Origin of the sequence: Streptacidiphilus rugosus AM-16, from assembly GCF_000744655.1 — a bacterium.
In the GTDB taxonomy this organism is placed as follows: Bacteria; Actinomycetota; Actinomycetes; order Streptomycetales; family Streptomycetaceae; genus Streptacidiphilus; species Streptacidiphilus rugosus.
Genome location: NZ_JQMJ01000004.1, coordinates 6,039,620 through 6,065,349, shown reverse-complemented (window position 1 = coordinate 6,065,349; position 25,730 = coordinate 6,039,620). Strand labels below are relative to the sequence as shown.

The 25,730-nt window shown below is 72.7% G+C and carries 17 protein-coding genes and 2 pseudogenes; 13 read left to right on the top strand and 6 right to left on the bottom strand.

Going from position 1 to position 25,730, the window contains the following annotated elements; all coding sequences use genetic code 11:
* Positions 1–70 precede the first annotated feature (70 nt).
* On the top strand, positions 71–1,159 hold the full coding sequence (locus BS83_RS36435) for a DMT family transporter (protein WP_084715240.1): 1,089 nt from the start codon (positions 71–73) through the stop codon (positions 1,157–1,159).
* Here BS83_RS36435 and BS83_RS44570 read toward each other — a convergent pair.
* From BS83_RS44570 to gabT, 3 genes and pseudogenes are all read right to left on the bottom strand, one after another.
* Positions 1,076–1,780: pseudogene (locus BS83_RS44570) on the bottom strand (phosphatase PAP2 family protein); the annotation flags it as partial. The gene BS83_RS36435 and the pseudogene BS83_RS44570 overlap by 84 nt on opposite strands.
* Positions 1,781–1,837: 57 nt before the next feature.
* Positions 1,838–2,488: a C40 family peptidase gene (locus BS83_RS42590; RefSeq protein ID WP_051944743.1), complete on the bottom strand. Its 651-nt coding sequence runs from the start codon at positions 2,486–2,488 to the stop codon at positions 1,838–1,840.
* 96 nt (positions 2,489–2,584) lie between these two features.
* On the bottom strand, positions 2,585–3,940 hold the full coding sequence (gabT, locus tag BS83_RS36420) for a 4-aminobutyrate--2-oxoglutarate transaminase (RefSeq protein ID WP_037607547.1): 1,356 nt from the start codon (positions 3,938–3,940) through the stop codon (positions 2,585–2,587).
* A 362-nt stretch (positions 3,941–4,302) separates the two neighbouring features.
* Here gabT and BS83_RS36415 point away from each other — a divergent pair, with 362 nt between their 5' ends.
* From BS83_RS36415 to BS83_RS36360, 11 genes and pseudogenes are all read left to right on the top strand, one after another.
* A complete protein-coding gene (locus BS83_RS36415) occupies positions 4,303–6,405 on the top strand; it encodes a hypothetical protein (protein ID WP_037607546.1) in 2,103 nt (700 codons plus the stop codon).
* A gap of 158 nt (positions 6,406–6,563) precedes the next feature.
* Positions 6,564–8,138 carry a PucR family transcriptional regulator gene (locus BS83_RS36410; RefSeq protein WP_051944740.1) on the top strand — a complete coding sequence of 525 codons (1,575 nt, stop codon included), beginning with the start codon at positions 6,564–6,566 and terminating at the stop codon, positions 8,136–8,138.
* 265 nt (positions 8,139–8,403) lie between these two features.
* Entirely contained in the window at positions 8,404–9,849 is a 1,446-nt protein-coding gene (locus BS83_RS36405) for an aldehyde dehydrogenase family protein (RefSeq protein ID WP_037610738.1), read from the top strand.
* A 95-nt stretch (positions 9,850–9,944) separates the two neighbouring features.
* Positions 9,945–11,900 carry an acyl-CoA dehydrogenase family protein gene (locus tag BS83_RS36400; RefSeq protein WP_037607545.1) on the top strand — a complete coding sequence of 652 codons (1,956 nt, stop codon included), beginning with the start codon at positions 9,945–9,947 and terminating at the stop codon, positions 11,898–11,900.
* Positions 11,901–12,065: 165 nt separating this feature from the next.
* Positions 12,066–14,399: a S53 family peptidase gene (locus BS83_RS36395; RefSeq protein WP_084714683.1), complete on the top strand. Its 2,334-nt coding sequence runs from the start codon at positions 12,066–12,068 to the stop codon at positions 14,397–14,399.
* Between the two features lie 336 nt (positions 14,400–14,735).
* On the top strand, positions 14,736–15,968 hold the full coding sequence (gene dxr / locus BS83_RS36390; protein WP_037607544.1) for a 1-deoxy-D-xylulose-5-phosphate reductoisomerase: 1,233 nt from the start codon (positions 14,736–14,738) through the stop codon (positions 15,966–15,968).
* Between the two features lie 78 nt (positions 15,969–16,046).
* Complete coding sequence (locus BS83_RS36385) at positions 16,047–17,357, top strand: M50 family metallopeptidase (protein WP_037607543.1); 1,311 nt, start codon at positions 16,047–16,049, stop codon at positions 17,355–17,357.
* Positions 17,358–17,482: 125 nt separating this feature from the next.
* Positions 17,483–18,643: a flavodoxin-dependent (E)-4-hydroxy-3-methylbut-2-enyl-diphosphate synthase gene (gene ispG / locus BS83_RS36380; protein ID WP_037607542.1), complete on the top strand. Its 1,161-nt coding sequence runs from the start codon at positions 17,483–17,485 to the stop codon at positions 18,641–18,643.
* 161 nt (positions 18,644–18,804) lie between these two features.
* Positions 18,805–19,653, top strand: a complete 849-nt coding sequence (locus BS83_RS36375; protein WP_408641109.1) for a GNAT family N-acetyltransferase — start codon at positions 18,805–18,807, stop codon at positions 19,651–19,653.
* A 179-nt stretch (positions 19,654–19,832) separates the two neighbouring features.
* Positions 19,833–21,635: a hypothetical protein gene (locus BS83_RS46850; RefSeq protein WP_063774304.1), complete on the top strand. Its 1,803-nt coding sequence runs from the start codon at positions 19,833–19,835 to the stop codon at positions 21,633–21,635.
* A gap of 59 nt (positions 21,636–21,694) precedes the next feature.
* Positions 21,695–22,216 (top strand): annotated as a pseudogene (locus BS83_RS36360) (GNAT family N-acetyltransferase); the annotation flags it as partial.
* A 1-nt stretch (position 22,217) separates the two neighbouring features.
* Here the strand turns inward: BS83_RS36360 and BS83_RS46845 are convergent.
* The 3 genes from BS83_RS46845 to BS83_RS48645 form a co-directional block, all read right to left on the bottom strand.
* The gene (locus BS83_RS46845) at positions 22,218–23,063 is read right to left on the bottom strand and encodes a hypothetical protein (protein WP_051944734.1); all 846 of its coding nucleotides are present in this window, start codon (positions 23,061–23,063) and stop codon (positions 22,218–22,220) included.
* Between the two features lie 45 nt (positions 23,064–23,108).
* Positions 23,109–24,035, bottom strand: a complete 927-nt coding sequence (locus BS83_RS36350; protein WP_037607540.1) for an aminoglycoside phosphotransferase family protein — start codon at positions 24,033–24,035, stop codon at positions 23,109–23,111.
* 71 nt (positions 24,036–24,106) lie between these two features.
* On the bottom strand, positions 24,107–25,051 hold the full coding sequence (locus tag BS83_RS48645; protein WP_332262369.1) for a ferritin-like domain-containing protein: 945 nt from the start codon (positions 25,049–25,051) through the stop codon (positions 24,107–24,109).
* A gap of 144 nt (positions 25,052–25,195) precedes the next feature.
* Here BS83_RS48645 and rimP point away from each other — a divergent pair, with 144 nt between their 5' ends.
* Positions 25,196–25,729 carry a ribosome maturation factor RimP gene (gene rimP, locus BS83_RS36340; RefSeq protein WP_037607539.1) on the top strand — a complete coding sequence of 178 codons (534 nt, stop codon included), beginning with the start codon at positions 25,196–25,198 and terminating at the stop codon, positions 25,727–25,729.
* Position 25,730 lies beyond the last annotated feature (1 nt).

Here is a 25,730-nt window from a genome sequence, read left to right as displayed (position 1 = left end):
ACCACGACCATTCGCTCCGTCTGGAGACTCTTCTGTGTCGAAGACTGCAGTTGCCACCAATCCTGTCCCGCTGACCCCGTCCGGACCGGGGCCGTCCGCGCGATCTGTGCGACCGGTCCGGCGCGGCCTCGTCTGCCTCGCCGTCGCCGGAACGGCCTGGGGGACGACCGGGGCCGCGGCGGACCTCGTCTACCGGTCCAGTGACTTCGGGCCGCTGGCCCTGTCGTTCTGGCGTCTGCTCGCGAGCATGGCGCTGCTGATCGCCGCTCGTGTCCTCCGTCCCGCCCGCCGCCTGCCGAGGCGGGAACAGCCGGTTCTCCGCCGGGCGCTCCTCTTCACCGGCACGGGCGTCAGCCTGGCCGTCTTCCAGGCGGCCTACTTCGCGGCCGTGCAGGACACGGGGCTGGCCGTCGGAACCATCGTCACGCTGGGCGCGGGTCCGGTGCTGACCGCCGCCGGCGCGCGGCTCTTCCTTGGCGAGCACATCGGCCGCGGCGGGGTGCTGGCGGTCGGTGGGGCGCTCGCCGGGCTGTCGGTGCTGGTGCTGGGCAACCAGCAGGGTGTGGTCCGCCCGCTCGGCGTGGGTCTGGCTCTGCTGTCCGCCGCCGGGTTCGCGGTCTCCAACGTTCTGGGCCGGTGGGCCGGACGGGACGGGACCGGCGTGGACTCCTACACCCTCACGCTGTGGTCGTTCGCCATCGGGGCCTTCGTCCTGCTGCCGTTCGCCTGGGTGGAGGGGCTCGTGCCGCACACCGCCCACCCGGCCAGGGTGCTGCTGTTGCTGCTCTATGTCGTGGTCTTCACGACGGCGCTCGCCTATCCGCTGTACTTCGCCGGGGCGGCGGCGGTCCGTGCGGCCACGGTGTCGGTGGTGATGCTGATCGAGCCGGTCAGCGCGACGGTGCTCGCCGTGCTCTTTCTCGGTGAGCGGCTCACCGTGGCCACGGTCGTCGGCACGATGCTGATGCTCACGTCGATCGTGGGTCTCGCCGTGGCCGAGTCACGCCTGGAGGCGGATCCTGGCCAGGCACCAGAGCACGATGCCGGTGAGGCAGCCGCTGGCGAGGACGTCCAGGAGCCAGTGGTAGTCGCGCCAGAGCAGGAAGAAGCCGACCCCCACGCAGACGAAGGCGGTCGCGCCGTAGAGCAGCCGGCGTAGTCGCGGAAGGATCGACGCCAGCAGCAGGGCGGCCGTGCCGAGACAGATCGACGCGGTCGCCGTGTGGCCGGAGGGGAACCAGCCCCAGGCGCCCGGAGGGACCGGTGCTTCGTGCGGGCCGGGCCGGGCGATGATGATCTTTCCGGGGATGACTGTCCCGAAGAGGGCCGCTGCCGCGAGCAGCGCCACGCCGATCGGGCGCCAGGAGCGGAGGCGGGCGGCCGTGACCAGGGCGACCAGCGTGAGGGCGGTGCCGGAGCAGACCGCGAGCCCGATGTCGGTCCACCGTTCGGCCACCAGCTCGACCCAGGCCCAGGACGTGTGCGTCGCCCAGCCGCCGTACACGGTGTCACGGGTCCAGCGGTCCACCGCCAGCAGCGGGCCGTGGGTCAGGACCTGTTCGGTGAGGAACACGAGGAGGACCGCGAGCACGACCGGGAACCAGACCGACACCAGGGCAGCATGTAGCCGCCCCGGAGCAGGGGGGAGAGCTCCGGGGCGGCTGATGTGATCGACGTTCCGCTTGGCCCGGGGGGTTTGAGCTCGGCGTGCTGTCGATCGGCTGAGGGGACTCCGCGACGAGTCCGTTGTGGTGTCCTCGGTGGTGTCGTGCTTCTCCATCTGTCATGACAGTACGTCACGGCGCACCGTCGATCGATCCGCCTCACCCACCCGCCATCAGGTCCGCACACGTTCTTCACGCCGCGTGGTGGGCGCGTCGGGTCCCGGTTCGGGCCGGGTGGCGGCCACCAGTCGCGGGCCCCACGTCGGATCGTCGAAGACGTCGCGCAGCACGGCGACCCGGGTGCCGGTGTGCTCCGCGTGGATCATCGCGCCGTCGCCGAGGTAGAGGCCGACGTGATGGACCCGCCCGCCGGGTTCCGCGAAGAAGAGCAGGTCCCCGGGGAGCAGCGCGCGACGGTCGATGACGCGCCGGCCCAGCAGGGCCTGGGCGGCGCTGTAGTGGGGGAGCACCACGGCGCCGCCGCTCGCCTGGTACCAGGCGTAGCGGACCAGGCCGCTGCAGTCGAAGCCGACGGTGTGGTCCGCGAGGCAGACGCCGTCGCGGTAGCCGTTCACGCCGTCGCAGAAGCCGAGGGTCGGCCCGGCGAGGCTGCCGCCGCCCCAGGCGTAGGGGACGCCGAGCTGGGCCAGGGCCACCTGGACGGCCTGGAAGCCGCGCAGCTCCTCGGCGGTGTCCGAGGCGCGGTCCGCGGGTGCGAACGCGAGCGCGGCGTGTGCGGGCGTGCTCGCGCCCGGCACCAGCGTCATGACCGGCGTCAGGACGAGGGCGAGGACGAGCGGGAGGAGGGGGCGCCACGGCTTCATGGCGGTGATGCGTACCCGCTCAGGCGTCGTCCCTACAGCGCTGTGCCCCCGTCGGACGCATCCGACGGGGGCACAGCGCGTGGAGCAGAGGGTGGATCAGAGCGCGGCGAAGGCGTTCTCGAGGATGTCCAGGCCCTCGGCCAGCAGCTCCTGCGGCATGACGAGCGGCGGCAGGAAGCGCAGCACGTTGCCGTAGGTGCCGGCGGTGAGGACCAGCAGGCCCTCGTTGTGGCAGAACTTGGCCAGTGCGGCGGCGGCCTCCGGGTTGGCGTCCTTGGTGCCCGGCTTGACCAGCTCGACGGCGATCATCGCGCCGCGGCCGCGGACGTCGCCGATGACCTCGAACTTCTCCTGGAGCGCGCGCAGGCGGGCCAGCATGGTCTCGCCGATGGCCTGGGCCTTGGCGTTGAGGTCGAGCGTCTTCATGGTCTCGATCGAGCCCAGGGCGGCGGCGCAGGCGACCGGGTTGCCGCCGTAGGTGCCGCCGAGGCCGCCCGCGTGGGCGGCGTCCATGATCTCGGCGCGGCCGGTGACGGCGGCGAGCGGGAGGCCGCCGGCGATGCCCTTGGCGGTCGTGATCAGGTCGGGGACGATGCCCTCGTCGTCACAGGCGAACCACTGGCCGGTACGGCAGAAGCCGGTCTGGATCTCGTCGGCGACGAAGACGATGCCGTTCGCCTTGGCGAACTCGACGATCGCGGGCAGGAAGCCCTTGGCCGGCTCGATGAAGCCGCCCTCGCCCTGGATGGGCTCGATCACGATCGCGGCGACGTTCTCGGCGCCGATCTGCTTGTTGATCATGTCGATGGCCTGGGCCGCGGCCTCGGCGGCGCAGTTCTCCGGGCCGGTCAGCCAGCGGTAGGGGTACGCCAGCGGAACGCGGTGGACCTCGGGGGCGAACGGACCGAAGCCCTGCTTGTAGGGCATGTTCTTCGCGGTCATGCCCATGGTCAGGTTGGTGCGGCCGTGGTAGCCGTGGTCGAAGACCACCACGGCGGTGCGCTTGGTGTAGGCACGCGCGATCTTGACGGCGTTCTCGACGGCCTCGGCGCCGGAGTTGAAGAGCGCGGTGCGCTTCTCGTGGTCACCCGGGGTCAGCTCGTTGAGCTGCTCGGCGACGGCGACGTAGCCCTCGTAGGGGGTGACCATGAAGCAGGTGTGCGTGAAGGCGGCGAGCTGCGCGGAGGCGCGCTCGACGACCAGCTCGGCGGCGTTGCCGACGTTGGTCACGGCGATGCCGGAGCCGAAGTCGATCAGGGAGTTGCCGTCGACGTCCTCGACGACGCCGCCACCCGCGCGGGTGATGTACACCGGCAGCGTGGTGCCGACGCCGGCGGCCACCGCTGCGAGCTTGCGTGCGTGCAGCTCCTGCGACTTCGGCCCGGGGATCGCGGTGACGAGGCGGCGCTCCTGCGGAAGCGAAGGGCCGCCGGGAAGCTGAGCAGCGCTCATGAGGTGGTCTCCCATGCGTGTGTGTCGTCGGCGAGGGGATCTGTGTGGATCGCACGCCGGGGGGTGGTCCGAGGGGATCGTCCCCTTTCAGCAGGCTACGGCGGGGAGGGGGCTCCGGCATACGCCGAAGGGGCGTGATCGCGGGTCGGACTTGTCCGGGACGGATACTGATCATGACACGCGCGCTTCCCCACAACGGGCGCGTCCGCTCCACTAGATTGAGAGCCACGACCGACCGGAAGACGGCGGCGGCGCAGGAAGCGGGGTGCGAGGCATCGCGCACCGTGGCGCCGTCCCGCCCCGTCTGCCCGCCGGTCCCAGACGGCGGTGCTTGTGTGCGGGCGCAAGGGAGCGGGACTGCGATGTCACTCGACGGACACCGGGCGGTCTCGCCGCAGCCGACTCCGCCGGCCGCCGTTCCGCGGCCGACCGGCGCGATCCCCGCGCAGCAGGGAGCCGAGTTCGACCTCGTCGGCTGGGTCGGCGCGCCGCGCCACCGCGAGCCCGCCGGGGTGTTCGGCCTGGGGCCCGAGCCGCGTGCCTCCGACGAGAAGACCTTGGCCGACGACGCGATCCCGGGCTGGAAGCTGCTGCTGCGCGCCGCGCTCAACGCCCTGGTCGCGTACGAGGCGCTCATCTACTCCGGCGACCTGGTCACCTGGTTCTTCCAGCTCTTCTTCCACGGCGTGCTGGCCGCGGTCACCCGGGGCGACCTGCTCGCGACCCTCTTCGCCTATCTCCTCAACGCGCTCATCGTGGTGCTGCTGATCTGGGTCTTCGGCCGCTGGGGCCGGTGGAAGCTGGTCTGGCGGCGCTACGGCCGCCCGGTGCTGGCGCGGCTCAGGGAGGCACGACAGGCGCGTCCGCAGTCCGGCGTGACCGTCGAGGCGCCGCCGGACGTCTGGGCGCCGCTCCGCCCGTACGCCCACACGGGAGCGCTCGGGCAGCTCGACGCCGAGACGCGGGCGCGCCGCGTCGGGGACGTGGACCACCAGCGGCTCGTGCGCGCCGCGGAGGTCGTCCGGCACGACCCCGACCGGCTCGGGGCGTTGTTGGAGGCGGTGCGGGAGCACGGGGCGGCGGCGTGTGGGCATCCGTCGGGGGCGCGGGATCTGCCGGGGCGGGGGCCGTGGCACGATCTGCTGTTGCGTCAGTTCCGGATCGGCACCGCCGAGGACGTGCCGAAGAACCCGGCCGGGTACCGCGGTGCGGACATCGCGTTGGACCCGGCGCTGCTCGGCACCTCGCTGCTGGCGGTCGGGCCGTCGGGCAGCGGCAAGACGTCCAGGCTGACCCGGCCCGCCGCCGAGGCGCTGTGTCTGCAGGCGCTGACCGGCACCGCGGTGGTCGCCGTCGTCGGCGCGGCCGACGCGGATCTCGGTCCGGCGTCCTGGTACGACGTCGTGGTCGCGCCGGGCGATCCGCACGCGGCCTACGGTCTCGACCTGTTCGGCGGCGCGCGGCAGCTCGACGAGGCTGCCGCGCGGCTCGCGGACGCGCTGCTGCCGGACGAGCTCGCGCTGCGCGCGGAGAGCGCGCGCCTCGCGCTGCAGCAGATCGTCGGCCCGTTCCAGGCCGGCTACGGGCGGCTGCCCGGGGTCAGGGAGCTGGTGCTGCTGCTGCGGGCGGAGCCGACGGCGTGGTCCGCGCTGCTCAAGGCGGTGCGCGAGAGCGGTGAGCTGGACCGCCACCAGCACGAGCTGGCCCAGCGCGAGCGGATGCACGGTCTCGCCGACGATCCCGGCGCGCTGCTCGCCGACCGGCTGGCCCTGCTCGACCGGCCGGTCTTCGCCCGCTGCTTCAATGCCTCGGCCGGCGACCCCGAACCGCTGCCGCTCTTCGCGCTGCGGGCGCTGGACCATCCGCTGCGGGTGCGCATCGCGCTGCCCGAGCACAACTACCCGGAGGCGGCCCGGATCCTGGGCCGGCTGGCGGTGGGTCAGTTCCTGCACGCGGCCGCGAGCCGCGCGGACCGTTCGCTCTTCGCCGGCCTGGTCGTCGACGACGCGTCGGCGGCCGTCGACAGCCACACCGTCCGGGCGCTCCAGCGGCTCCGCGCGGCCAACGCCGGCGCCGTCCTGGGCCTGCGCACCCTCGTGGACCTGCCGGAGCAGCTGCGGACGCCGCTGTTCGGCGCGGTCGGCGGCCGGATGGCGTTCCCCGGCATCGCGCCGTGGGACGGCAAGCTGTTCGAGGACGCGTGGGGCACCGTCTGGGTGGACGAGCGGGACGTCACCCGCGCGCTGGACACCTCGGGCGGTCTGCTGCGGCGCGGCCTGCGCGGGATGCGGGCGCTGCTGGTGGGCGAGCGGGCGCAGACCGAGAGCGTGACCACGCGGCGGGTGGAGCGCCGGCGCTGGTCCGCCTCGGACCTCGCCCAGGTGCTGCCGCACGGGCACGCCGTGGTCTCGCTGACCTCCGTGGACGGCACCCAGGTGCCGCCGCTGCTGGTCCGCCTGCAGTGACCTGCCCGGTGTCCTGGTGTCGGACCTGTGGCGGGAAATCGTGCTGACGCGCGAGTAGCTGCGCCGCTGAGGCAGAATCGACGGAGAAGGCTTGGACGCGTCGTCCAACCCTCGGACCGCAACGACGCGGTCCGCCGCCTGCGCCCGCCGAAGGTGTCATGTCTCAAGAGAAGCCGCCGCTCCCCGAGGACGAGGTGCGGCACAGCAGCGTCACGGTCGCCTCCCTGGTGGCGATGCCGGGGCTGGGCCTGGTGGTCCGGGCCGGCGAGGCGTCCCTGGACCGGCCCGTGCGCTGGGTGCACACCAGTGAGCTGGACGACCCCGTCCCCTATCTGGAGGGCGGCGAGCTGCTGCTCACCACGGGGCTCAAGCTCGGCAAGGGCAAGGAGAAGCTGCGCCAGTACGTCCACCGGCTGGCGGACGCTGGCGTGGCGGGCCTCGGGATCGGCGTCGGGCTCAGCTACGACGAGGTGCCGGGCATGCTGGTCGAGGCGGCCTCGGAGCGCGGGCTCCCGCTGCTGGAGGTGCCGCAGCCCACGCCGTTCATCGCGATCAGCAAGGCGGTCACCGCCGCGCTCGCGGCCGAGCAGTACAAGGCCGTCGCCACCAGCTTCGAGGCGCAGGAGGAACTGACCCGCGCCGCTCTGGGCAAGGACGGCACCACGGCGGTCATCGCGAAGCTGGCCGGCCGGCTCGGGGGCTGGGCCGCCTTGTACGACGCGTCGGGGACGGCCGTGGTCGTGGCGCCGGACTGGGCCGCGCGCCGCGCCGGGCGGCTGCGGCCCGAGGTCGAGCGGCTGCGCGGCCGGCCCGCGCCGGCGAGCATGGCGCTCCAGGGCGACACCCAGGGCACCCAGGACTACGTGGTGCTGCAGTCGCTGGGCGCGGACCGCCGCGCCCGCGGCTTCCTCGCCGTCGGCACGGAGGACCGGCTGACCTCGGGGGAGCGCTACGTGGTGAACGCGGCCGTCGCGCTGCTGACGCTGACCCTGGAGCGTTCGCGCGATCTGCGCAGCGCGGAGGACCGGATGCGGACGGCGCTGCTGCGGCTGGTGCTGGCCGGGGAGACGGTGATCGCCAAGGACGTGGCGGGAGCACTGCTGGGCGGACTGCCGCAGGGGACCGTCCGGGTGCTGGTCGCCGAGGGCGACGGCGACGGCCTCGCCGAGCTCGGCGACCGCGCGGAGCAGGCCGCTGCGCGGACCGGCGAACCGCTGCTGCTGGCGCCGGAGGGCGAGCGCCTGGTGCTGGTCGCCGTGGACGGCGGGATGGTGCACCAGGTCTGCACGGACCTGGCGGCCGACCTGGACACGGTCGCGGTGGGCGTCTCCGCGCCGACCACGCTGGAGGCGGCGGGCGCGGCGGCGGCGGAGGCGGAGCGCGCGTTGGCCGTCGCGCTGCGGAGCGGGCGACGCAGTGTGGACCACGAGGAGGTCGGCGCGGGCTCGCTGCTGCCGCTTCTCGGCGACGAGGCGGTCCAGGCCTTCGCCGACGGCCTGCTGCGACCGCTGCGCGAGCACGACCGCACGTCGCGCGGCGACCTGGAGGCGAGCCTGCGCGCATGGCTCTCCCGGCACGGCCAGTGGGACGCGGCGGCGGCGGATCTCGGCGTGCACCGGCATACGCTGCGCTATCGGATGCGGCGGGTGGAGGAGCTGCTGGGGCGCTCGCTGGACGACACGGACGTCCGCATGGAGCTCTGGATGGCGCTCCGCGCTTCCGCCGAGACCTGATCATTCGGCGCAAGGGCTCGTTGCACCTCCCTGGGGGCGCGAGGAACTACGCGAGCAACCGCCCGGCGCGGATGGCCCTGCTCGTTGGGGGTTCCACCTCGGTGGGTGGCTTGTCGCGCAGTTCCCCGCGCCTCTGGGGTGGCCGATGTGTCGAGTTGCGGTGCCCGAAGTCGTACGGGAAGGACAAACGGCTACAGCCCTTCCGCGGCCTACCGTGGAACGCGTAGAGACCCCTGTACTAGGACGGAAAGGGCCGGTGACCGCGGTGACCACCACCTACGCATTCTGGCTGGCGGGACGGCAGGAGACCGGACCCGAGACCCTCGACGTGCACCACCCGTACGACGGCAGCGTCGTCGCCCGGGTGAGTGTCGCCAGTGACGCGCAGGTGGAGGAGGCGGTCGCCGCCGCCTACGCGGTGAAGGACGAGTTCGCCGCCACGCCCGCGCACGTACGGGCCGCCGCCCTCGACCACGTGTCCCGGCGACTGGGCGAGCGCGCCGAGGAGATCGCGCAGCTGATCACCGCCGAGAACGGCAAGCCGATCAAGTGGGCCCGCGGCGAGGTCGCCCGCGCGGTGAGCGTGTTCCGGTGGGCCGCTGAGGAGGCCCGGCGCTTCAACAGCGGTGAGGGCCAGCGCCTCGACACCGACGCCGGCGGCGCGGGCCGCCTCGCGCTGGTGCGGCGCTTCAACCGCGGTGTCGTGCTCGGCATCGCGCCGTTCAACTTCCCGCTGAACCTGGTCGCGCACAAGGTCGCCCCGGCGATCGCGGTCGGCGCGCCGATCATCCTCAAGCCGGCCCCGGCGACCCCCGTCTCCGCGCTGGTCCTGGGCGAGATCCTGGCCGAGACCGACCTGCCGGCCGGCTCCTGGTCGGTGCTGACCGTTCCGAACGACCGCATGCCCGCCCTGGTGCAGGACCCGCGCCTGCCGGTGATCTCGTTCACCGGCTCGGACAAGGTCGGCTACGCAATCCTCGACTCGGTCCCGCGCAAGCACGTCACGCTGGAGCTGGGCGGCAACGCCGCGGCCGTCGTGCTCGCCGACTGGTCCTCCGAGGCGGACCTGGAGTGGGCCGCGACCCGCATCGCGACCTTCGCGAACTACCAGGGCGGTCAGTCCTGCATCTCGGTGCAGCGTGTGATCGCCGACGCGTCGGTCTACGACCGGCTCGTGGAGAAGGTCGTCGCCAAGGTCGGCGCGCAGGTCACCGGTGACCCGGTCGACGACGCCGTCGACGTGGGCCCGCTGGTGAGCGAGGACGCCGCCAAGCGCGTCGAGTCCTGGGTGGACGAGGCCGTGAACGCGGGTGCCGAGCTGCTGGCCGGCGGTAAGCGCGAGGGCGCCAGCTACGCGCCGACCGTGGTGTCCGGCGTGCCGGACGGCGTGACGCTGGCGACCGAGGAGGTCTTCGGTCCGGTGCTGACGCTGACCAAGGTCGACGGCGTGGACGAGGCCTTCGCCGCCGTCAACGACTCGAAGTTCGGTCTGCAGGCGGGTGTCTTCACGCACGACGTGCAACTCGCCTTCCGCGCCCACCGCGAGCTGGAGGTCGGCGGCGTGATCGTCGGCGACGCGCCCTCCTACCGCGCCGACCAGATGCCGTACGGCGGGGTCAAGGACTCCGGCGTCGGCCGCGAGGGCGTCGCCTACGCGATGGCCGACTACACCTACGAGCGCGTGCTGGTGCTGACCGGCCTCGCGCTCTGACGGAGGACATTCCGCTCTCACCTCTGGTGACCATGGATGCACGCAGCGTACGGTCGGGGCATACTGGCAGGTAACCCACCGTGAGGTGATGCCCCATGTCCGGCTCCGCCCCTCAGGCTGCCCCCAAGGTCACCGAGCGCGAGGCTCGTCGCGTCGCGGAAGAGGCCCGGGAACAGGACTGGCGAAAGCCCAGCTTCGCCAAGGAACTGTTCCTGGGCCGTTTCCGTCTGGACCTGATCCACCCGCACCCCCTGCCCGACGCCGCCGCCGAGCGGGAGGGCGCGGAGTTCCTGGCCCGGCTGCGGGACTTCTGCGAGAAGAAGATCGACAGTGCGGTGATCGAGCGCGACGCGCAGATCCCCGACGAGGTGGTCAAGGGCCTGCAGGAGCTGGGCGTCTTCGGAATGAAGATCGATCGCGACTACGGCGGCCTCGGTCTCACCCAGGTGCACTACAACCGGGCGCTCGCGCTCATCGGCAGCGTCAGTCCGGCGATCGCCGCGCTCGTATCCGCGCACCAGTCGATCGGTGTGCCGCAGCCGCTCAAGATGTTCGGCACGCCCGAGCAGAAGCGCGCCTTCCTGCCGCGCTGCGCCACCACCTCGATCACCGCCTTCCTGCTGACCGAACCCGACGTCGGCAGTGATCCGGCCAGGCTGGCGACCACGGCCACGCCCAGTGCGGACGGCAGCGAGTACGTCCTGGACGGCGTGAAGCTCTGGACGACCAACGGCGTGGTGGCGGACCTCCTGGTGGTGATGGCGCGGGTGCCGAAGACGGAGGGCCACCGGGGCGGGATCACCGCCTTCGTGGTGGAGGCGTCCTCGGCGGGCGTGACCGTGGAGAACCGGAACGCGTTCATGGGCCTGCGCGGCATCGAGAACGGGGTGACCCGCTTCGACGGCGTCCGCGTCCCCGCGGAGAACCGGATCGGGCGGGAGGGGGAGGGCCTCAAGATCGCACTGACCACGCTGAACACCGGTCGGCTCTCGCTGCCCGCGATGTGCGTCGGCGCGGGCAAGTGGTGCCTGAAGATCGCCCGCGAGTGGTCGGCGGCCAGGGAGCAGTGGGGCAAGCCGATCGCCGGGCACGAGGCGGTCGCGACGAAGATCTCCTTCATCGCGGCGACGACCTTCGCACTGGAGGCGGTGCTTGAGCTCTCCGGTCAGATGGCCGACGAGGAGCGCAACGACATCCGCATCGAGGCGGCGCTGGCCAAGCTCTACGGCTCGGAGATGGGCTGGCTGATGGCCGACGAGCTGGTGCAGATCCGCGGCGGCCGCGGCTTCGAGACGGCGGCCTCGCTGGCCGCGCGCGGAGAGCGGGCGGTCCCTACCGAGCAGGTGCTGCGCGACCTGCGGATCAACCGGATCTTCGAGGGCTCGACCGAGATCATGCATCTGCTGATCGCCCGTGAGGCCGTCGACGCGCACCTGAAGGTGGCGGGTGACCTGATCGAGCCGGAGGCGGACCTGCGGCGCAAGGGCCGGGCCGCCGCCAAGGCCGGGGCGTTCTACGCCGGTTGGCTGCCGAAGCTGGTCGCGGGACCGGGCCAGGTGCCGACCTCCTACCGCGAGTTCCACCCGGCCGGGTGCCGTGACCTCTCCGGGCATCTGCGCTACGTCGAGCGCAGCGCACGGAAGTTGGCGCGGTCGACCTTCTACGCCATGTCGCGCTGGCAGGGCCGGATGGAGACCAAGCAGGGCTTCCTGGCCCGGATCGTCGACATCGGCGCCGAGTTGTTCGCGATGAGCGCGGTCTGCGTGCGCGCGGAGATGCTGCGGACGAAGGAGGGCGCGCAGACCGGGGAGGGGGCGTACGAGCTGGCGGACACCTTCTGCAAGCAGGCGCGGATCCGGACCGAGGAGTTGTTCGACCGGCTCTGGACCAATACCGATCGCGACGACCGAACGATCAGCAAGGGTGTGCTGGCGGGACGTTACACCTGGTTGGAGGAGGGCGTGTTGGACCCGTCGGGGGAGGGTCCGTGGATCGCGGACACGACGCCGGGACCTGCGAAACGACCGAACGTGCACCGCCCGATCGGCTGATCCGCACACCCGCCGGTCCACTCTCTCGTTGGACACCTGACGCCCGCTCACCGCTACGATGCCGCACGGGCGTGCGAAGCAAAGAGGATCACCGGGGGCTCGCGCGCCGAAACCACAGCACGGCCGGCGCTCCCGGTGGTTCCCATCGACGAGGACAGGTCCAGCGTGAGTTACCCGCCGTACGGGCAGAACCCGCAGCAGCCGCCGCGTGGCTACCCTCCACAGAACCCCTACGGCGGTCAGCCGCAGCAGCCACAGCCCTATCCGCAGCAGCCGCCGCAGGGCTACCCGCCGCAGCCGCCTCCGCAGCAGCCGCCCCGGCCGCCGTACGGCGCGCCGCCCGGGTACCCGCAGCAGCCTCCGCAGCAACCGCCCTACGGCGGACCACCGCGTCCGCCGCAGGGGTATCCGCAGCAGCCGCCGTACGGCGCGCCGCCGCGTCCGCCGCAGCAGCCGCCCTACGGCGGCGGCCCCGGCGGTCCGATGGGCCCCGGCGGGCCGGGAAAGCCGCCGCGGCGTCGGCGCGGGCTGGTGGTCGGCGGCGCCCTGGTCGCGCTCGCCGTGGTGGTCACCGGCGTCGCGATCGCCAACCACGGCTCCGGCGCCAAGGGCGGTGGCGGCGGCAACAGCGCCAGCAACGACGGGACCATGGCCTTCCAGAGCCAGACCTCCTGGTCGGCTCCGGCCTGGGCGGTCGCGGCCAACGACATCGGCTCGGCCAACCCGCGCACCGTCGTCACCGGTACGGTCTGGTTCGCCAAGGCCAAGCCGCAGAACCTGGACGCCTACGCGGTCGCCGTCGGCACCCCCGGCGACCCGAACTACCACAAGTTCCTCACCCCGGACGCGTTCGGTACGACCTACGCCTCCGGCCAGGGCGCCGGGGCGGCCGTCACCGCCTGGGTGCAGCAGGCCGGGATGCAGATCCTCAACCAGGACTCGCAGTCGATCGTGGTCTCCACCACCATCGGCAAGGTCGAGCAGACGCTCAAGGTCCACATCCACCGCTTCCGGCACGACGGCCGGGTCGACATCGCGCCGACCTCGCAGCCGCAGTACCCCGCGAACATCGGCAGCTACGTGTCGGCGGTCTCCGGTCTGACCACCTCCAGCCCGGTCTCCAAGCCGCACCTGCTGCACGCCGGCAGCGCGGACTGCAGCAGCTACTACGGCCAGCGCGCCACGCCGCTGCCGGCCGGCCCCGACGGGGTGCCGCAGCAGATGCTGTGCGGCTACACCGCGAAGCAGCTGCGCACCGCGTACGGCGCCGAGGCCAGCGGGATGAACGGACAGAACGTCACCATCGCTGTCGTCGACGCCTACGCCTCGCCGACCATCGAGGCCGACGTCAACGCCTGGTCGCGCTCGATGGGCCTGCCCGAGCTGCAGTCCGGCCAGCTGGTCCAGGACGTGCCGAAGTCCTACGACCCGTCCCGCTCCTCCGCGAGCGACGCCAGCGGCTGGTGGGGCGAGGAGACGCTCGACATCGAGGCGGTGCACGCGCTCGCGCCCGCGGCGAAGATCGTCTACTACGGCGTCCAGTCGCCGGACGACTCGGAGTTCTTCCGGGCCTTCCAGAAGATCGTCTCGACCCACAGCGCCGACATCGTCTCCAACTCCTGGGGCGGCACCGAGGCGTCGACCGACAGCGCCGACTTCCAGGCCGGCCGGCAGATCTTCGAGCAGGGCGCGGTCGAGGGGATCAACTTCAACTTCTCGACGGGCGACCAGGGCGACTACACCCTCACCAAGCAGCCGCACTCGGACACCCCCGCGGCCAGCTACCCCGCGTCGGACGCCTTCGTGACCGGCGTGGGCGGGACCACGCTGGGCCTGGACGCGGCCGGTCACTACCAGTGGGAGACCGGCTGGGGGACGATGATCTACAAGCAGAGCGGCGGCGGCTGGTCCTCGCAGGGGACGTTCGACGCCGGCGGCGGCGGCGGGGCCAGTCAGGTCTTCTCCCAGCCGTGGTACCAGAAGGGCGTGGTGCCGAGCGCGCTCTCGTCGGGCGGGAGCCAGCCGCAGCGGGTGCTGCCCGACGTGTCGATGGAGGCGGACAGCCTGACCGGCCTGGTCGTCGGCCAGACGGTGGGCACCGCGGTGTCCCGGCCGGCCTCCGACGGCGGCGTGACTTTCGGGCTGAGCGGCGGCAAGTACGAGGAGATGACGGTCGGCGGCACCAGCCTGGCGTGCCCGCTGTTCAGCGCGACCGAGGCCCTGGCGATCCAGTCCGGCGGCAGCGCGCTGGGCTTCGCGAACCCGGCCCTGTACAAGCAGTACGGCACGCCCAGCCTCCACGACGTGGTTCCGGGCGCGGGTGCGCTCGGCCACGAGCCGAGCTTCGGGGCGGCGGACCAGCAGGGCAACCCGCTGCTTCTCCTGGAGAACAAGGACAGCAGCCTGACGACGGCGAAGGGCTTCGACGACGTGACGGGCATCGGCAGCCCGGCCGATGGCTTCATCGGCTGGTTCAAGGCCCACCCCACCGGCCAGTAGCCCCCTCCGGGGCCGCGGGGAACTGCGCGAGCAACCACCGGGTGCGGATGGCCCTGCTCGTTCGGCGAGTCACCACCGAGGGTGGCTTGTCGCACAGTTCCCCGCGCGCCTGGGTGGTTGCCGCCGGCCCGCCGTCGCGAAGCGTGCCGACTCGGTCGCGCCCACGCGCCGGAGGCGCATTTCGGTGGAGTCCCGCGCCTCTGGGTGGTTGCCACCGGCCCGCCGTCGCGAAGCGTGCCGACACGGTCGCGTCCACGCGCCGGAGGCGCACATGGGTAGAGCCCCGCGCTCCTTTGGTTGCGGCTGGGCCTTGTCGGGAGGTGCGAGGATGGCGGCATGACACTTCTTGCCGACCCGCATCTGCGCTTCGAGCCCGTCGTGGCCGACCCCGAGGGGCCGAGGGAGTTGGTGATCCTCGGGTCCACCGGGTCCATCGGGACGCAGGCCATCGACGTGGTGCTGCGCAACCCGGACCGCTTCAGGGTCGTCGGGCTGTCCGCCGCGGGCGGGCGGGTCGGGTTGCTGGCCGAGCAGGCGCTGCGGCTCGGGGTCGGGGTCGTCGCCGTCGCCCAGCCGGAGGCCGCCGCGCCGCTGAAGGAGGCGCTCGCCGCCGCCGCGCCCGCGGGCGCCGCGCTGCCGGAGATCCTGGTCGGGCCGGACGCGGCGACGCAGCTCGCCGGCATGGAGTGCCACTCCGTACTGAACGGCATCACCGGCTCCATCGGCCTCGCGCCGACCCTCGCCGCGCTGCGCGCCGGGCGCGTGCTCGTGCTCGCGAACAAGGAGTCGCTGATCGTCGGCGGCCCGCTGGTCAAGGCGGTCGCCAAGCCCGGTCAGATCGTGCCGGTCGACTCCGAGCACGCGGCCCTCTTCCAGGCGCTGACCGCCGGCACCCGCAGGGAGGTCCGCAAGCTGGTGGTGACCGCCAGCGGCGGCCCCTTCCGCGGCTGGAGCCGCGAGAAGCTGGCCGGGGTCACCCGTGAGCAGGCGCTCGCCCACCCGACCTGGGCCATGGGCCCGGTCGTCACGATCAACTCGGCGACCCTGGTCAACAAGGGCCTGGAGGTCATCGAGGCGCACCTGCTCTACGACATCCCGTTCGAGCGGATCGAGGTCGTGGTCCATCCGCAGTCGATCGTCCACTCGATGGTGGAGTTCACCGACGGCTCGACGATGGCCCAGGCGAGCCCGCCGGACATGCGGATGCCGATCTCGCTCGGCATCGGCTGGCCGGACCGCGTCCCGGACGCCGCGCCGGGCTGCGACTGGACGAAGGCGGCGAGCTGGGAGTTCTTCCCGCTCGACACCCAGGCGTTCCCTTCGGTGGGTCTGGCCCGTGAGGTCGGTACGCTCGGCGGCACCGCGCCGGCCGTCTTCAACGCCGCCAACGAGGAGTGCGTCGAGGCGTTCCTGCAGGGCAGGCTGGCCTTCACAGGGATCGTGGATACCGTGGCGAAGGTGGTCGAGGAGCACGGCACGCCGGCCCGGGGAACCTCACTCACCCTGGAGGACGTCCTGGCTGCGGAGAGCTGGGCCCGCTCGCGGGCTCAGGCGATCGCGGCCGGGTGACGGCATGATGTACGGCGCGACCGCAGCAGCGGTGCGAGAAGCAGCGGTCCGAGCGGCAGCAGAGGGAGCGGCACGACGATGACGACACTGATGACGATCCTTGGCATCGTGGTCTTCGTGCTCGGCCTGCTCTTCTCCATCGCCTGGCACGAGCTGGGACACCTCACCTGGGCCAAGGTCTTCAAGGTGCGGGTGCCGCAGTACATGGTCGGTTTCGGGCCGACCATCTGGTCGCGCAGGAAGGGCGAGACCGAGTACGGGGTCAAGGCCGTCCCGCTCGGCGGCTACATCCGGATGATCGGGATGTTCCCGCCCGGCGCGGACGGCAAGGTCACCGCCCGCTCCACCTCGCCCTGGCGCAGCATGATCGAGGACGCGCGCGAGCAGTCCTTCGAGGACCTGCAGCCGGGCGACGAGGACCGCCTGTTCTACACGCGCAAGCCGTGGCAGCGGATCATCATCATGTTCTTCGGCCCGTTCATGAACCTGATCCTGGCGTTCGTGCTCTTCCTGGTCGTGCTGATGGGCTTCGGCACGCCGCAGGCGCAGCCGACGGTCTCGTACGTGCAGCAGTGCGTGGTGGCGAGCAACTCCACCGAGGCGCAGACCAAGACCTGCACCCACGCCAACCCGGAGACACCGGCCGCGGCCGCGGGCCTGAAGGCCGGCGACCGGATCACCTCCTTCAACGGCGTCGCGATCACCACCTACGACCAGTTGCAGAACGAGATCCGCAAGCACCCGAACGACCGGGTGACCCTCGGCATCACCCGGAACGGTCAGTCGATCAGCCAGCCGGTCACGCTGACCACGAACACGCTCTACGCGATCGACTCCAACGGCAACCCGACCGATCAGACGGTCAAGGTCGGCTTCCTCGGCATCCAGCCGATCACTCCGACCGTCCAGCTCGGCCTCGGCGAGAGCCTGGACAAGATGGGCGGGATGGCCAAGCAGGGCGTCTCCTCGATCGTCGCCCTGCCGTCCAAGATCCCGGCCCTGTGGGGTGCGGCCTTCGAGGGCAAGAAGCGTTCGCTCGACTCGCCCGTCGGCGTCGTCGGCGTGGCCAGGGTCGGCGGCGACGTGCTGGCCATGCACGCCCCCGCGAGCGCGCGGATCGCGACCATGCTGAACCTGCTGGCCGGGCTGAACCTCTCACTCTTCCTGCTCAACATGCTGCCGCTGCTCCCGCTCGACGGCGGGCACATCGCCGGCGCCCTCTGGGAGGCCGTGCGCCGGCGGGCGGCCAAGCTGGTCAGGCGGCCCGACCCGGGCCCGTTCGACGTGGCGAAGCTGATGCCCGTCGCCTACGTGGTGGCCGGGATCTTCGTCTGCTTCACCCTCCTGGTGATGGTGGCGGACGTGGTGAACCCGGTGCGCCTGGGGTAGCGGGGCACAGTCCGTACAGCTTGTTCCGGTAACGTGGGGCCGGGTGCGCCGACCGATACGCAGCGCGCCCGGCTCGCCCGGATCGACCGGGTGGCCGTCGCCTCACCTTGGGGATTACGCAAGCAATGACCGCGATCTCGCTGGGAATGCCGTCCGTTCCGCTGGAGCCGCTGGCCCCGCGCCGCCAGAGCCGTCAGATCATGGTGGGTAATGTGCCGGTCGGCGGCGGCGCGCCGATCTCGGTGCAGTCGATGACGACGACCGTCACCTCGGATGTGAACGCGACGCTGCAGCAGATCGCGGAGCTGACCGCGTCGGGTTGTCAGATCGTGCGGGTGGCGTGTCCCTCGCAGGACGACGCGGACGCGTTGCCGATCATCGCGAGGAAGTCGCAGATCCCGGTGATCGCGGACATCCATTTCCAGCCGAAGTACGTGTTCGCGGCGATCGACGCGGGCTGCGCGGCGGTGCGGGTGAATCCGGGGAACATCCGGCAGTTCGACGACCAGGTCAAGGAGATCGCGAAGCGGGCCGGTGACGCGGGGGTGCCGATCCGGATCGGGGTGAACGCGGGTTCGCTGGACAGGCGGCTGCTGGAGAAGTACGGGCGGGCCACGCCGGACGCGCTGGTGGAGTCGGCGTTGTGGGAGTGCTCGCTGTTCGAGGAGCACGGGTTCCGTGACATCAAGATCTCGGTGAAGCACAACGACCCGGTCGTGATGATCGCGGCGTACCGGAAGCTGGCGGCGGCGTGCGACTATCCGCTGCATCTGGGGGTGACCGAGGCGGGTCCGGCGTTCCAGGGGACGATCAAGTCGGCGGTGGCGTTCGGTGCGTTGCTGGCGGAGGGGATCGGGGACACGATCCGGGTCTCGCTGTCGGCGCCGCCGGCGCAGGAGATCAAGGTCGGGAACCAGATCCTGGAGTCGCTGGGGCTGCGTCAGCGCGGTCTGGAGATTGTCTCGTGTCCGTCGTGCGGGCGGGCGCAGGTGGATGTGTACAAGCTGGCGGAGGAGGTCACCGCGGGCCTGGAGGGCATGGAGGTGCCGCTGCGGGTCGCGGTGATGGGCTGTGTGGTGAACGGTCCGGGCGAGGCGCGTGAGGCGGACCTGGGTGTCGCGTCGGGCAACGGCAAGGGGCAGATCTTCGTCAAGGGCGAGGTCATCAAGACCGTCCCCGAGTCCAAGATCGTCGAGACCCTGATCGAGGAAGCCCTCAAGCTCGCCGAGCAGATGCAGGACGCGGGCGTCGCGAGCGGAGCGCCGACGGTCGCCGTCAGCGAGTAACGCGTCCGTCGTGTCTCAATGGTCAACCTGGGGTTGACGTTGTCGTGGTTCTCGGGACAACGTCAACCCCAGGTTGACGCTTTTCCACGCGTGTCGATGAATGCTTCGTCCTGGCCGAGGGGGTCGCCAGGGCGGGATGAGGAGAATAGGGTGCCCCCGTGTTGAGCAGTTCGGTGGCGACGACGCGAGTACTCACGCCCGCGGACCTTCCGGCCGCGCTCGAGGTGCTGGACCGCGACCCCGTCGAGAATGCTTTCGTGGCGGCCAGGGTCGCCGTCGCGGGCCTGGACGCGTGGCGTCTGGGCGGGGAGATGTGGGGCTGGTTCGACGGCGGCCGGCTTGAGGCGCTCTGCTACGCGGGCGCCAACCTGGTCCCGCTCAGCGCCTCCTCCGCGGCGGTCCAGGCCTTCGCCGAGCGTGCCCGCCGCCAGGGCCGTCGCTGCTCGTCCATCGTCGGTCCCGCCGAGGCGACCGCCGAGCTCTGGGCGCTGCTGGAACCGCACTGGGGCCCCGCGCGCGAGGTCCGCGGACACCAGCCGCTGATGGCCACCTGGGAGCCCTCTCGCGCCATCGCCGCCGACCCGCGGGTGCGGCGGGTCCGCCGTGACGAGATGGACCTGCTGCTGCCCGCCTGCGTCGCGATGTTCACCGAGGAGGTCGGCGTCTCCCCGCTGGCCGGTGACGGCGGCCTGCTCTACCGCGCCCGGGTGGCCGAACTCGTCACCAACGGAAGGGCGTTCGCCCGCTTCGAGGGTGACCGGGTGGTCTTCAAGGCGGAGATCGGCGCGGCGACCGAGCGGGCCTGCCAGATCCAGGGCGTCTGGGTGGCGCCCGAGTTCCGCGGTCGCGGTCACTCCGAGAGCGGCATGGCCACCGTCGTCGACGTCGCGCTGCGCGAGGTCGCCCCGGTCGTCAGTCTCTACGTGAACGACTACAACGCGATCGCGCGGGCGGCCTACCGCCGGGTGGGATTCACCGAGATCGGCGCCTTCATGAGTGTGCTGTTCTGAACCCTGAGTGGGTTCTGTGCGTCAGATGTTCGCTTCTGGTGCGGGAGTTGTAGAAGTTGTGGAGGTCCGCTCGGACGACCGTCCGGCGTGCATACACTCGCGCCGTCCTCGCCATGGGCGACCCGTCCCCATTCTTCCCCTCCGGTCCCCTGGCGCCCCCGATCTAAGGACGGCGCGAGTTGTCCCATCGCCGCAAGACCCGCCGCCGGCTTCCGTTGCTGGCCGGCGTACTGACGGGCCTGCTGGGCCTGTTGACTCTGCTCGGAAGCGCGATCGCCGCGATCGCACCCGGCGGGCAGCCCACCGCGGCCGCTGCCCCGGCCGCCCCCAACGCCGACTGTGCGCTCCTGGTCCCGGCCGACCCCTTGTCCGCGACCGGCCTGGCCACCCCCTACCGGCTGACCGCCACCGACCCGGCGAAGGGTCCGTGCCACGAGGCCGACGCCGCACAGTCGGCCTTCGTCCAGGCCACCGTGCTCGACCCGGCGACCGGCGCGCTCTCCGTCTACAACCCGCTGGTCGTCGACCGCGGCACCCGTCCGGCCCGCACCCCCGTCCGCCCCAAGCTGCCCGCGCGGGCCGTGGTGGCGCTCTGGTTCGGCTTCAACGGCGACAACCTCACCCTGCGCGGCCCGCTCTCGTCCGGCCGGTGCGTCAACGGCACGCCGGGCTCGATCTTCGGGCAGTTCGCCTACTGCAACGCGCCGGCGTTCTTCGCCGGGGCGCGTGCCGCGGAGCGCACCGGGAGACTCAAGGTCCCGCCGCTCGGCACCGGCCGTGACGGCGCGCCCTGTCCGTCGACCCGCGACTTCGGCGTGGTCGACCAGGACCAGAGCGACAACGTGACCTCCGCGTACCTCGCCACGGCCGACGGCCGCACCGCACAGCGGACCACGAGGAACGCGGCCGCCCTGGGCAACCACGCGAGCACGATCCTCAACGGCAGCGACAACCTGCTGCTGACCGCCTTCGTGGACCCGCCCCTCGGCTGCACCCCCTGGACCGCGCCGGACCTCGCCGACCCCGGTCAGCAGACGACCTCGCTGGCCCTGGACGAGCTCCAGGCCGCAGCGGACCAGCGGGCCCCGGTGGCGCTGGTGCCGCTGAACGACCCGATGGTGCTGGGCCACAGCGGCGCGGCCAGCCGGGTCAAGACCAACCTCTACCGCGTGGGCGTCGGACAGCCGCTGCTCGGACACGGCGCCGGCACGGACCCGGGCAGCGCAAAGGTCTACTGCGCGAATCTCGGCCAGGTGGGCGCCGCACGTCTGCGGACGGACCGGCAGTTCTTCACCGGCGCCGTCTCGCCCCAGGACGGCCAGGACCTCTTGGCCTTCCTGACCGACCGCCTGAGCGCCTCGCTGACCAACCTCGGCTGCCCGACGCCGACCGCCTCGCCGACCGCGACGCAGACGCCGACACAGACACCCACCGGGATGCCGTCGACCTCGGCCTCGGCCTCGGCCTCCGTCGGCGCCACGGCCACCGTCACCGCGTCCGCGACGGCCACTGCTACCGCGACCGCCGCCGCCACCGCTACCGCTACCGTCACGGTGACGGCCACCGCGGGGAGAAGCACCCCCGCGGGATCGGGCACGGCACCGGCCGTTCCGGCGTCGGCTCCGACCGGTTCGCCCCGCCCGACCGACCTGGCCGCGCCGGCGGCGTCCGCGTCCGTGGTCCCCGCCCTGGTCCCGCCCACGTCGGTCCCGCCCACGGCGGCGCCCTCCACGGCGGCACCCGCACCGCACGAGTCCCTGGGGACCGCCCTCGCGCTGGCGCCGATCGCCGACGCCATCCCCGGCGTCCAGCAGATCGGTGCGGCCACCACCCGCTCCTCGACGGTCGAGCACCAGGATCCGGCGCGCGGCGCCCTCACGGCCGCCGGAGCGCCCGGCCGGTCGCCCTGGCCCTACGCCGGGATCGTGCTGTCCCTCGGACTCCTCGCCGGATCCGTCTCCCTCTTCGCCCGCAGGCGCTGACGCTCGCCCGACACGGAGCGGCATGGCTCTGGGTCAGGGTGAGGCGATAGCGTCCGCCTATGGACGAAGTCACGATCGAGCCCATCGATCTCGCCGCGTACGCGGCGGCCGCCCTTGAGGTGCAGGCCGCCGCGTTCGGGCTCTCGCCCGACGAGTTCGCGGTGCGGCTGCAGATCGTCGAGCGGCACGCGCAACTCCCCGGCGTCCACGCGTTCGGGGCGTTCCGTGCCAGGACGCTGGTCGGCTTCGGTTACGGGATGCCCAACGACCGCGCCCACTGGTGGAGCTCCGTCATCGAGCCCTGTCTCGCCGCGAACGGCAACGAGGGCTGGCTCGACGACGCCTTCTCGGTGACCGAGCTCCACGTCCACCCGCGCTTCCAGGGCATCGGGCTCGGCCGGTCCCTGATCACCACGCTCTGCGGCGCGACCGGCCTGCCGCGCAGCATCCTGTCCGCCGTCGACCGGGAGACGCCGGCCCGCGCGCTCTACCGCTCGCTCGGCTACCGCGACCTGGCCCGGCGGGTGCTGTTCCCCAACACGCTGCTGCCGTACGCGGTGATGGGTGCGACGCTCCCGCTGCCTACTCCGCGTCCGAACCCGCGCTGGAGCCGGTCCCTGGGCCCAGGCCAGGGCCTGGACCCGGGCCCGGAGCAGAGCCGGGATCAGAGTCCGGGCCGGGTCCGGGACCAGGACCAGAGCCGGAGCCAGTGACGGCCGTCGGAGTCTGCCCCGCCTCGGAGCCGGTGCCGGGCGCCTGGCCCGGTACCGCGTCGACGCCCGCGGCCGGATCGATCCGCGGGTCGGCCTCGGCCCCGCCGGTGGTCGCATCGGCGCCAGGCGGCGGGCCGGACGCGGGGCCGTGGCCGGGCGCGTGGTCGGCGCCGGTGCGGGTCCTGCGCGCCTCCTTCAGCTGCTCCGTCACCACCGAGAGCCGGAACAGCGCCAGCACCAGCGCGGCCGCCAGGAAGCTGCCCAGCGCGCCGTAGACGATCACGTCGTACTGGCCGCGCATCCACGCCGTCAGCGCGGACAGGGCGGGGACGCCCAGCAGCACCAGCAGCGACCACCGCCCCGGCACCACCAGCGCACCCGCCGCCGCCAGCAGGGGAAAGAGCAGGAAGCCGTGCGGCAGGGCCCCGGCCAGACCGCTCGTCACCGGCACCAGCAGGGCGGCCAGCAGCATCGGCAGCCGGGTGTGGTGCAGGCGCGGACGCAGGGCCGTGACCACCGTGCCGCAGTAGAGGACCACGAAGGCGGCCAGCGCCACCAGCGCCACCGAGGGGCGCGGGTACTCGCCGTGCAGCACGTCGGAGGAGAGCGGGACCAGCGTCAGCAGGACCCAGGGCAGCAGCAGGTAAGGGCTGAAGTGCCGGGCCCGGGCGATCTCGTCGTCGGTCAGGCGTCGGCGGCGTGGCGGCTCTGCCACAGGTTCATCACTCCGGACGTCGGGGCTCGGTACGGGGAGGCGTGGTCACAGCATCGCCGCGAATTCCAGATAGAGCGAGGCGTGTTGGGTGTCGCCCACGTCCAGGCTCCACAGTCCCGCCTCGACCGAGCGGAACAGCGTCCAGCCGCGCAGCCGCTCGGGGTCGACGGCGGCGTCCGCGGCGAGGCGCTGCAGCCGTCTGCGGGCGGCGGCCTGCGGGCCGGGGGAGCCGGCCAGCGTCTCCAGCCGGTCCTGGGCCAGCCAGGCCAGATCGTAGGCGCGTTCGCCGACCAGCGGCTTGGGGTCGATGGCCAGCCAGGGCGAGCGTTCGGAGGCGAGGACGTTGCCGTGGTGGTAGTCCCCGTGCAGCAGCAGCCGCTCCTCGCGCGCGGTGGCGTCGTCGAGCAGCGCGGCCGACAGCTCCAGCGCCTCGTCGACCAGGGGCCGCAGTTCGGCCGCGGCCGGCATCTCCCTGCGCCGGACCAGGATCTCGCGCAGGTCCGCCACGTAGTCGGGCACCGAGGTGAACGGGTGGTCCTCCGGCGGGGCGACCCAGAGCAGCCGCAGCGTGCCGAGCGCCTCCAGCATCGCCTTGCTCTCCGGGAGCGAGCGCAGCGGCACCTCGCTGTTGGCGCGTTCCAGCAGCATCGCGCGGTCGTCCGGAGCCGCCTCCAGCAACCGGACGGCGCCGTGGCCGTCCCAGTGCGCGAGCGCGGCGTGCTCCTGCTCGCCCTCGGGGTCCGGGTAGCCGATCTTCAGCGCGGCCGGTGCGCCGTCCGCGCGGCGCACCAGCAGCACCAGGCTGATCTGGCCGCCGGGCTCGCAGACCCGCTCCAGGCTGAGCTCCCATCGGTCCAGGTACGCCGCGGCGAGCCCGGGGAGCGCGTCGAGCCACTCGCATCCGGCGTCGGAGGTCCAGCGGCGGACCGTGTCCTTGAGCCGGGCGGGAACGCTGAAGCCTGGTGCCGTCATGCTCGCCCTTCGTGGTGGATCGTGCCGTTCCATTGTCGGCCATCGCGGCGGACCTCCGGCACCGGGCCCGCTCAGCGCTCGGGCAGGCCGGGGAAGGGCGTCGAGGTGCCGCGCCAGGACAGGGCGCGCAGGGCCGCGAGCCGCAGCTGGGTCGCCGCCTGGTCGCGCAGTTCGTTCTCGCCGGCCTGCACCGCGTTGGCGTACACCGCCGCCAGGCGCTCCTCCAGCAGTGCCGCCAGTCGGCGCGCCGAGCCGGCGTCGGTGACGGCGAACGGGAGCTCGTACGCGGCCGCGGCCGCCGCCGGCCGGATGCCCGAGGTGGTGAGCTCCGCCTCCAGGGCGTCCCGCCGGGCGCGGTGCAGCTGGTAGTCGGACGTGGCCTGGGTGCGGCGCGCGTCGCTCAGCAGCGCGCCCAGGACGCCGTAGCCGTAGACCGTCGCGTGCTCCGCGCCCAGTGCGGCCTGCAGCGCGCTGACCTCGGCGGCGCTCGGACGGATCCGGTCGCCGCCCGAGGACCCCGCGGCCACCGGCTTCGCGCCCAGCAGCGCGGCGCGCTGGGCCGCGCCGGCGGCGACGGACGCCGTCAGCCTGGCCAGCGCGGGGGAGGTCGCCAGCAGCTCGGTCGCGCACAGCGCGCCGAGCTCCTGCTCACGTGCGGCGAGCGTGGCGTCGGACACCACGGTCCGCGTCGTCGCGGGGGACAGCACCGAGGAGGAGGTGGTGGGCGAGGACGAGGCGGAGGGGGACGCGGTCGGTCTCCCCCCGTGCAGCGCCGCCAGCTCCTCGGCCAGCTGGCGTCGCAGCACGGCGTGGGCGGAGGTGCTGTCGTACGCGGCGATCAGCGACGTCATCGCGCTGCCGATCCGCTGCCTGGCGGTCTGGTCGGGATCGGCGGGCGTGGGAGCGGGCCGGCCGTCGGCGCCGCGGCCGGCGGGGGAACCGTTGCTCCCGCACGCGGTGAGAACGGCGAGCAGCCCGGCCGTGAGCAGGCTGCGGCGACGAAGAGGGACGGCCATGAGCAGGGACGTTACCGTGTGATCCAGATGTGTGGGAGCGCGCCGGTGATTTGTGCCGAATCGGCGGCAGCGCTGCCGACCGGATAGGCTATGGGCGCACTTGCGACCTTCAGACAACAGCAGACGTGGCCGAGGAGTATCCGGATGAGCACCACCCAGAACGATCGGCTGCACGAGCTGCTGGAGCCGCTCGCCGCAGAGGCGGGGGCCGATCTGGAGGAGGTCAGGCTCACCCGTGTGGGCGGCAGCCGCGTGCTCGACGTGGTCGTCGACGCCGACGGGGGCGTGGACCTGGACACCGTGGCCGAGCTGAGCCGCCTGTTCGGCGAGGCGCTGGACGCCTCCGACGTGATGGGCGAGAGCGAGTACCGGCTGGAGGTCGGCTCCCCGGGCGTCGAGCGCCTGCTCACCCAGCCCCGCCACTGGCGTCGCGCCGCGACCCGCCTGGTGAAGGCGCAGCTCAGCACCGGTGGCGACGTGACCGGCCGGGTGCTGGAGTCGGACGAAGAGGGCGTGCTGCTGGAGATCGCGCCGGTCAAGGGCCGGGGCAAGGCCACCGAGCGCCGCCTGGCCTACACGGAGATCGCCAAGGCCCGGGTGCAGGTGGAGTTCAACCGCAAGGACTCCGCCGCCGATGACGTAGATGTGGAAGAGGACGACGCCTCCGACGAGGCGTGAC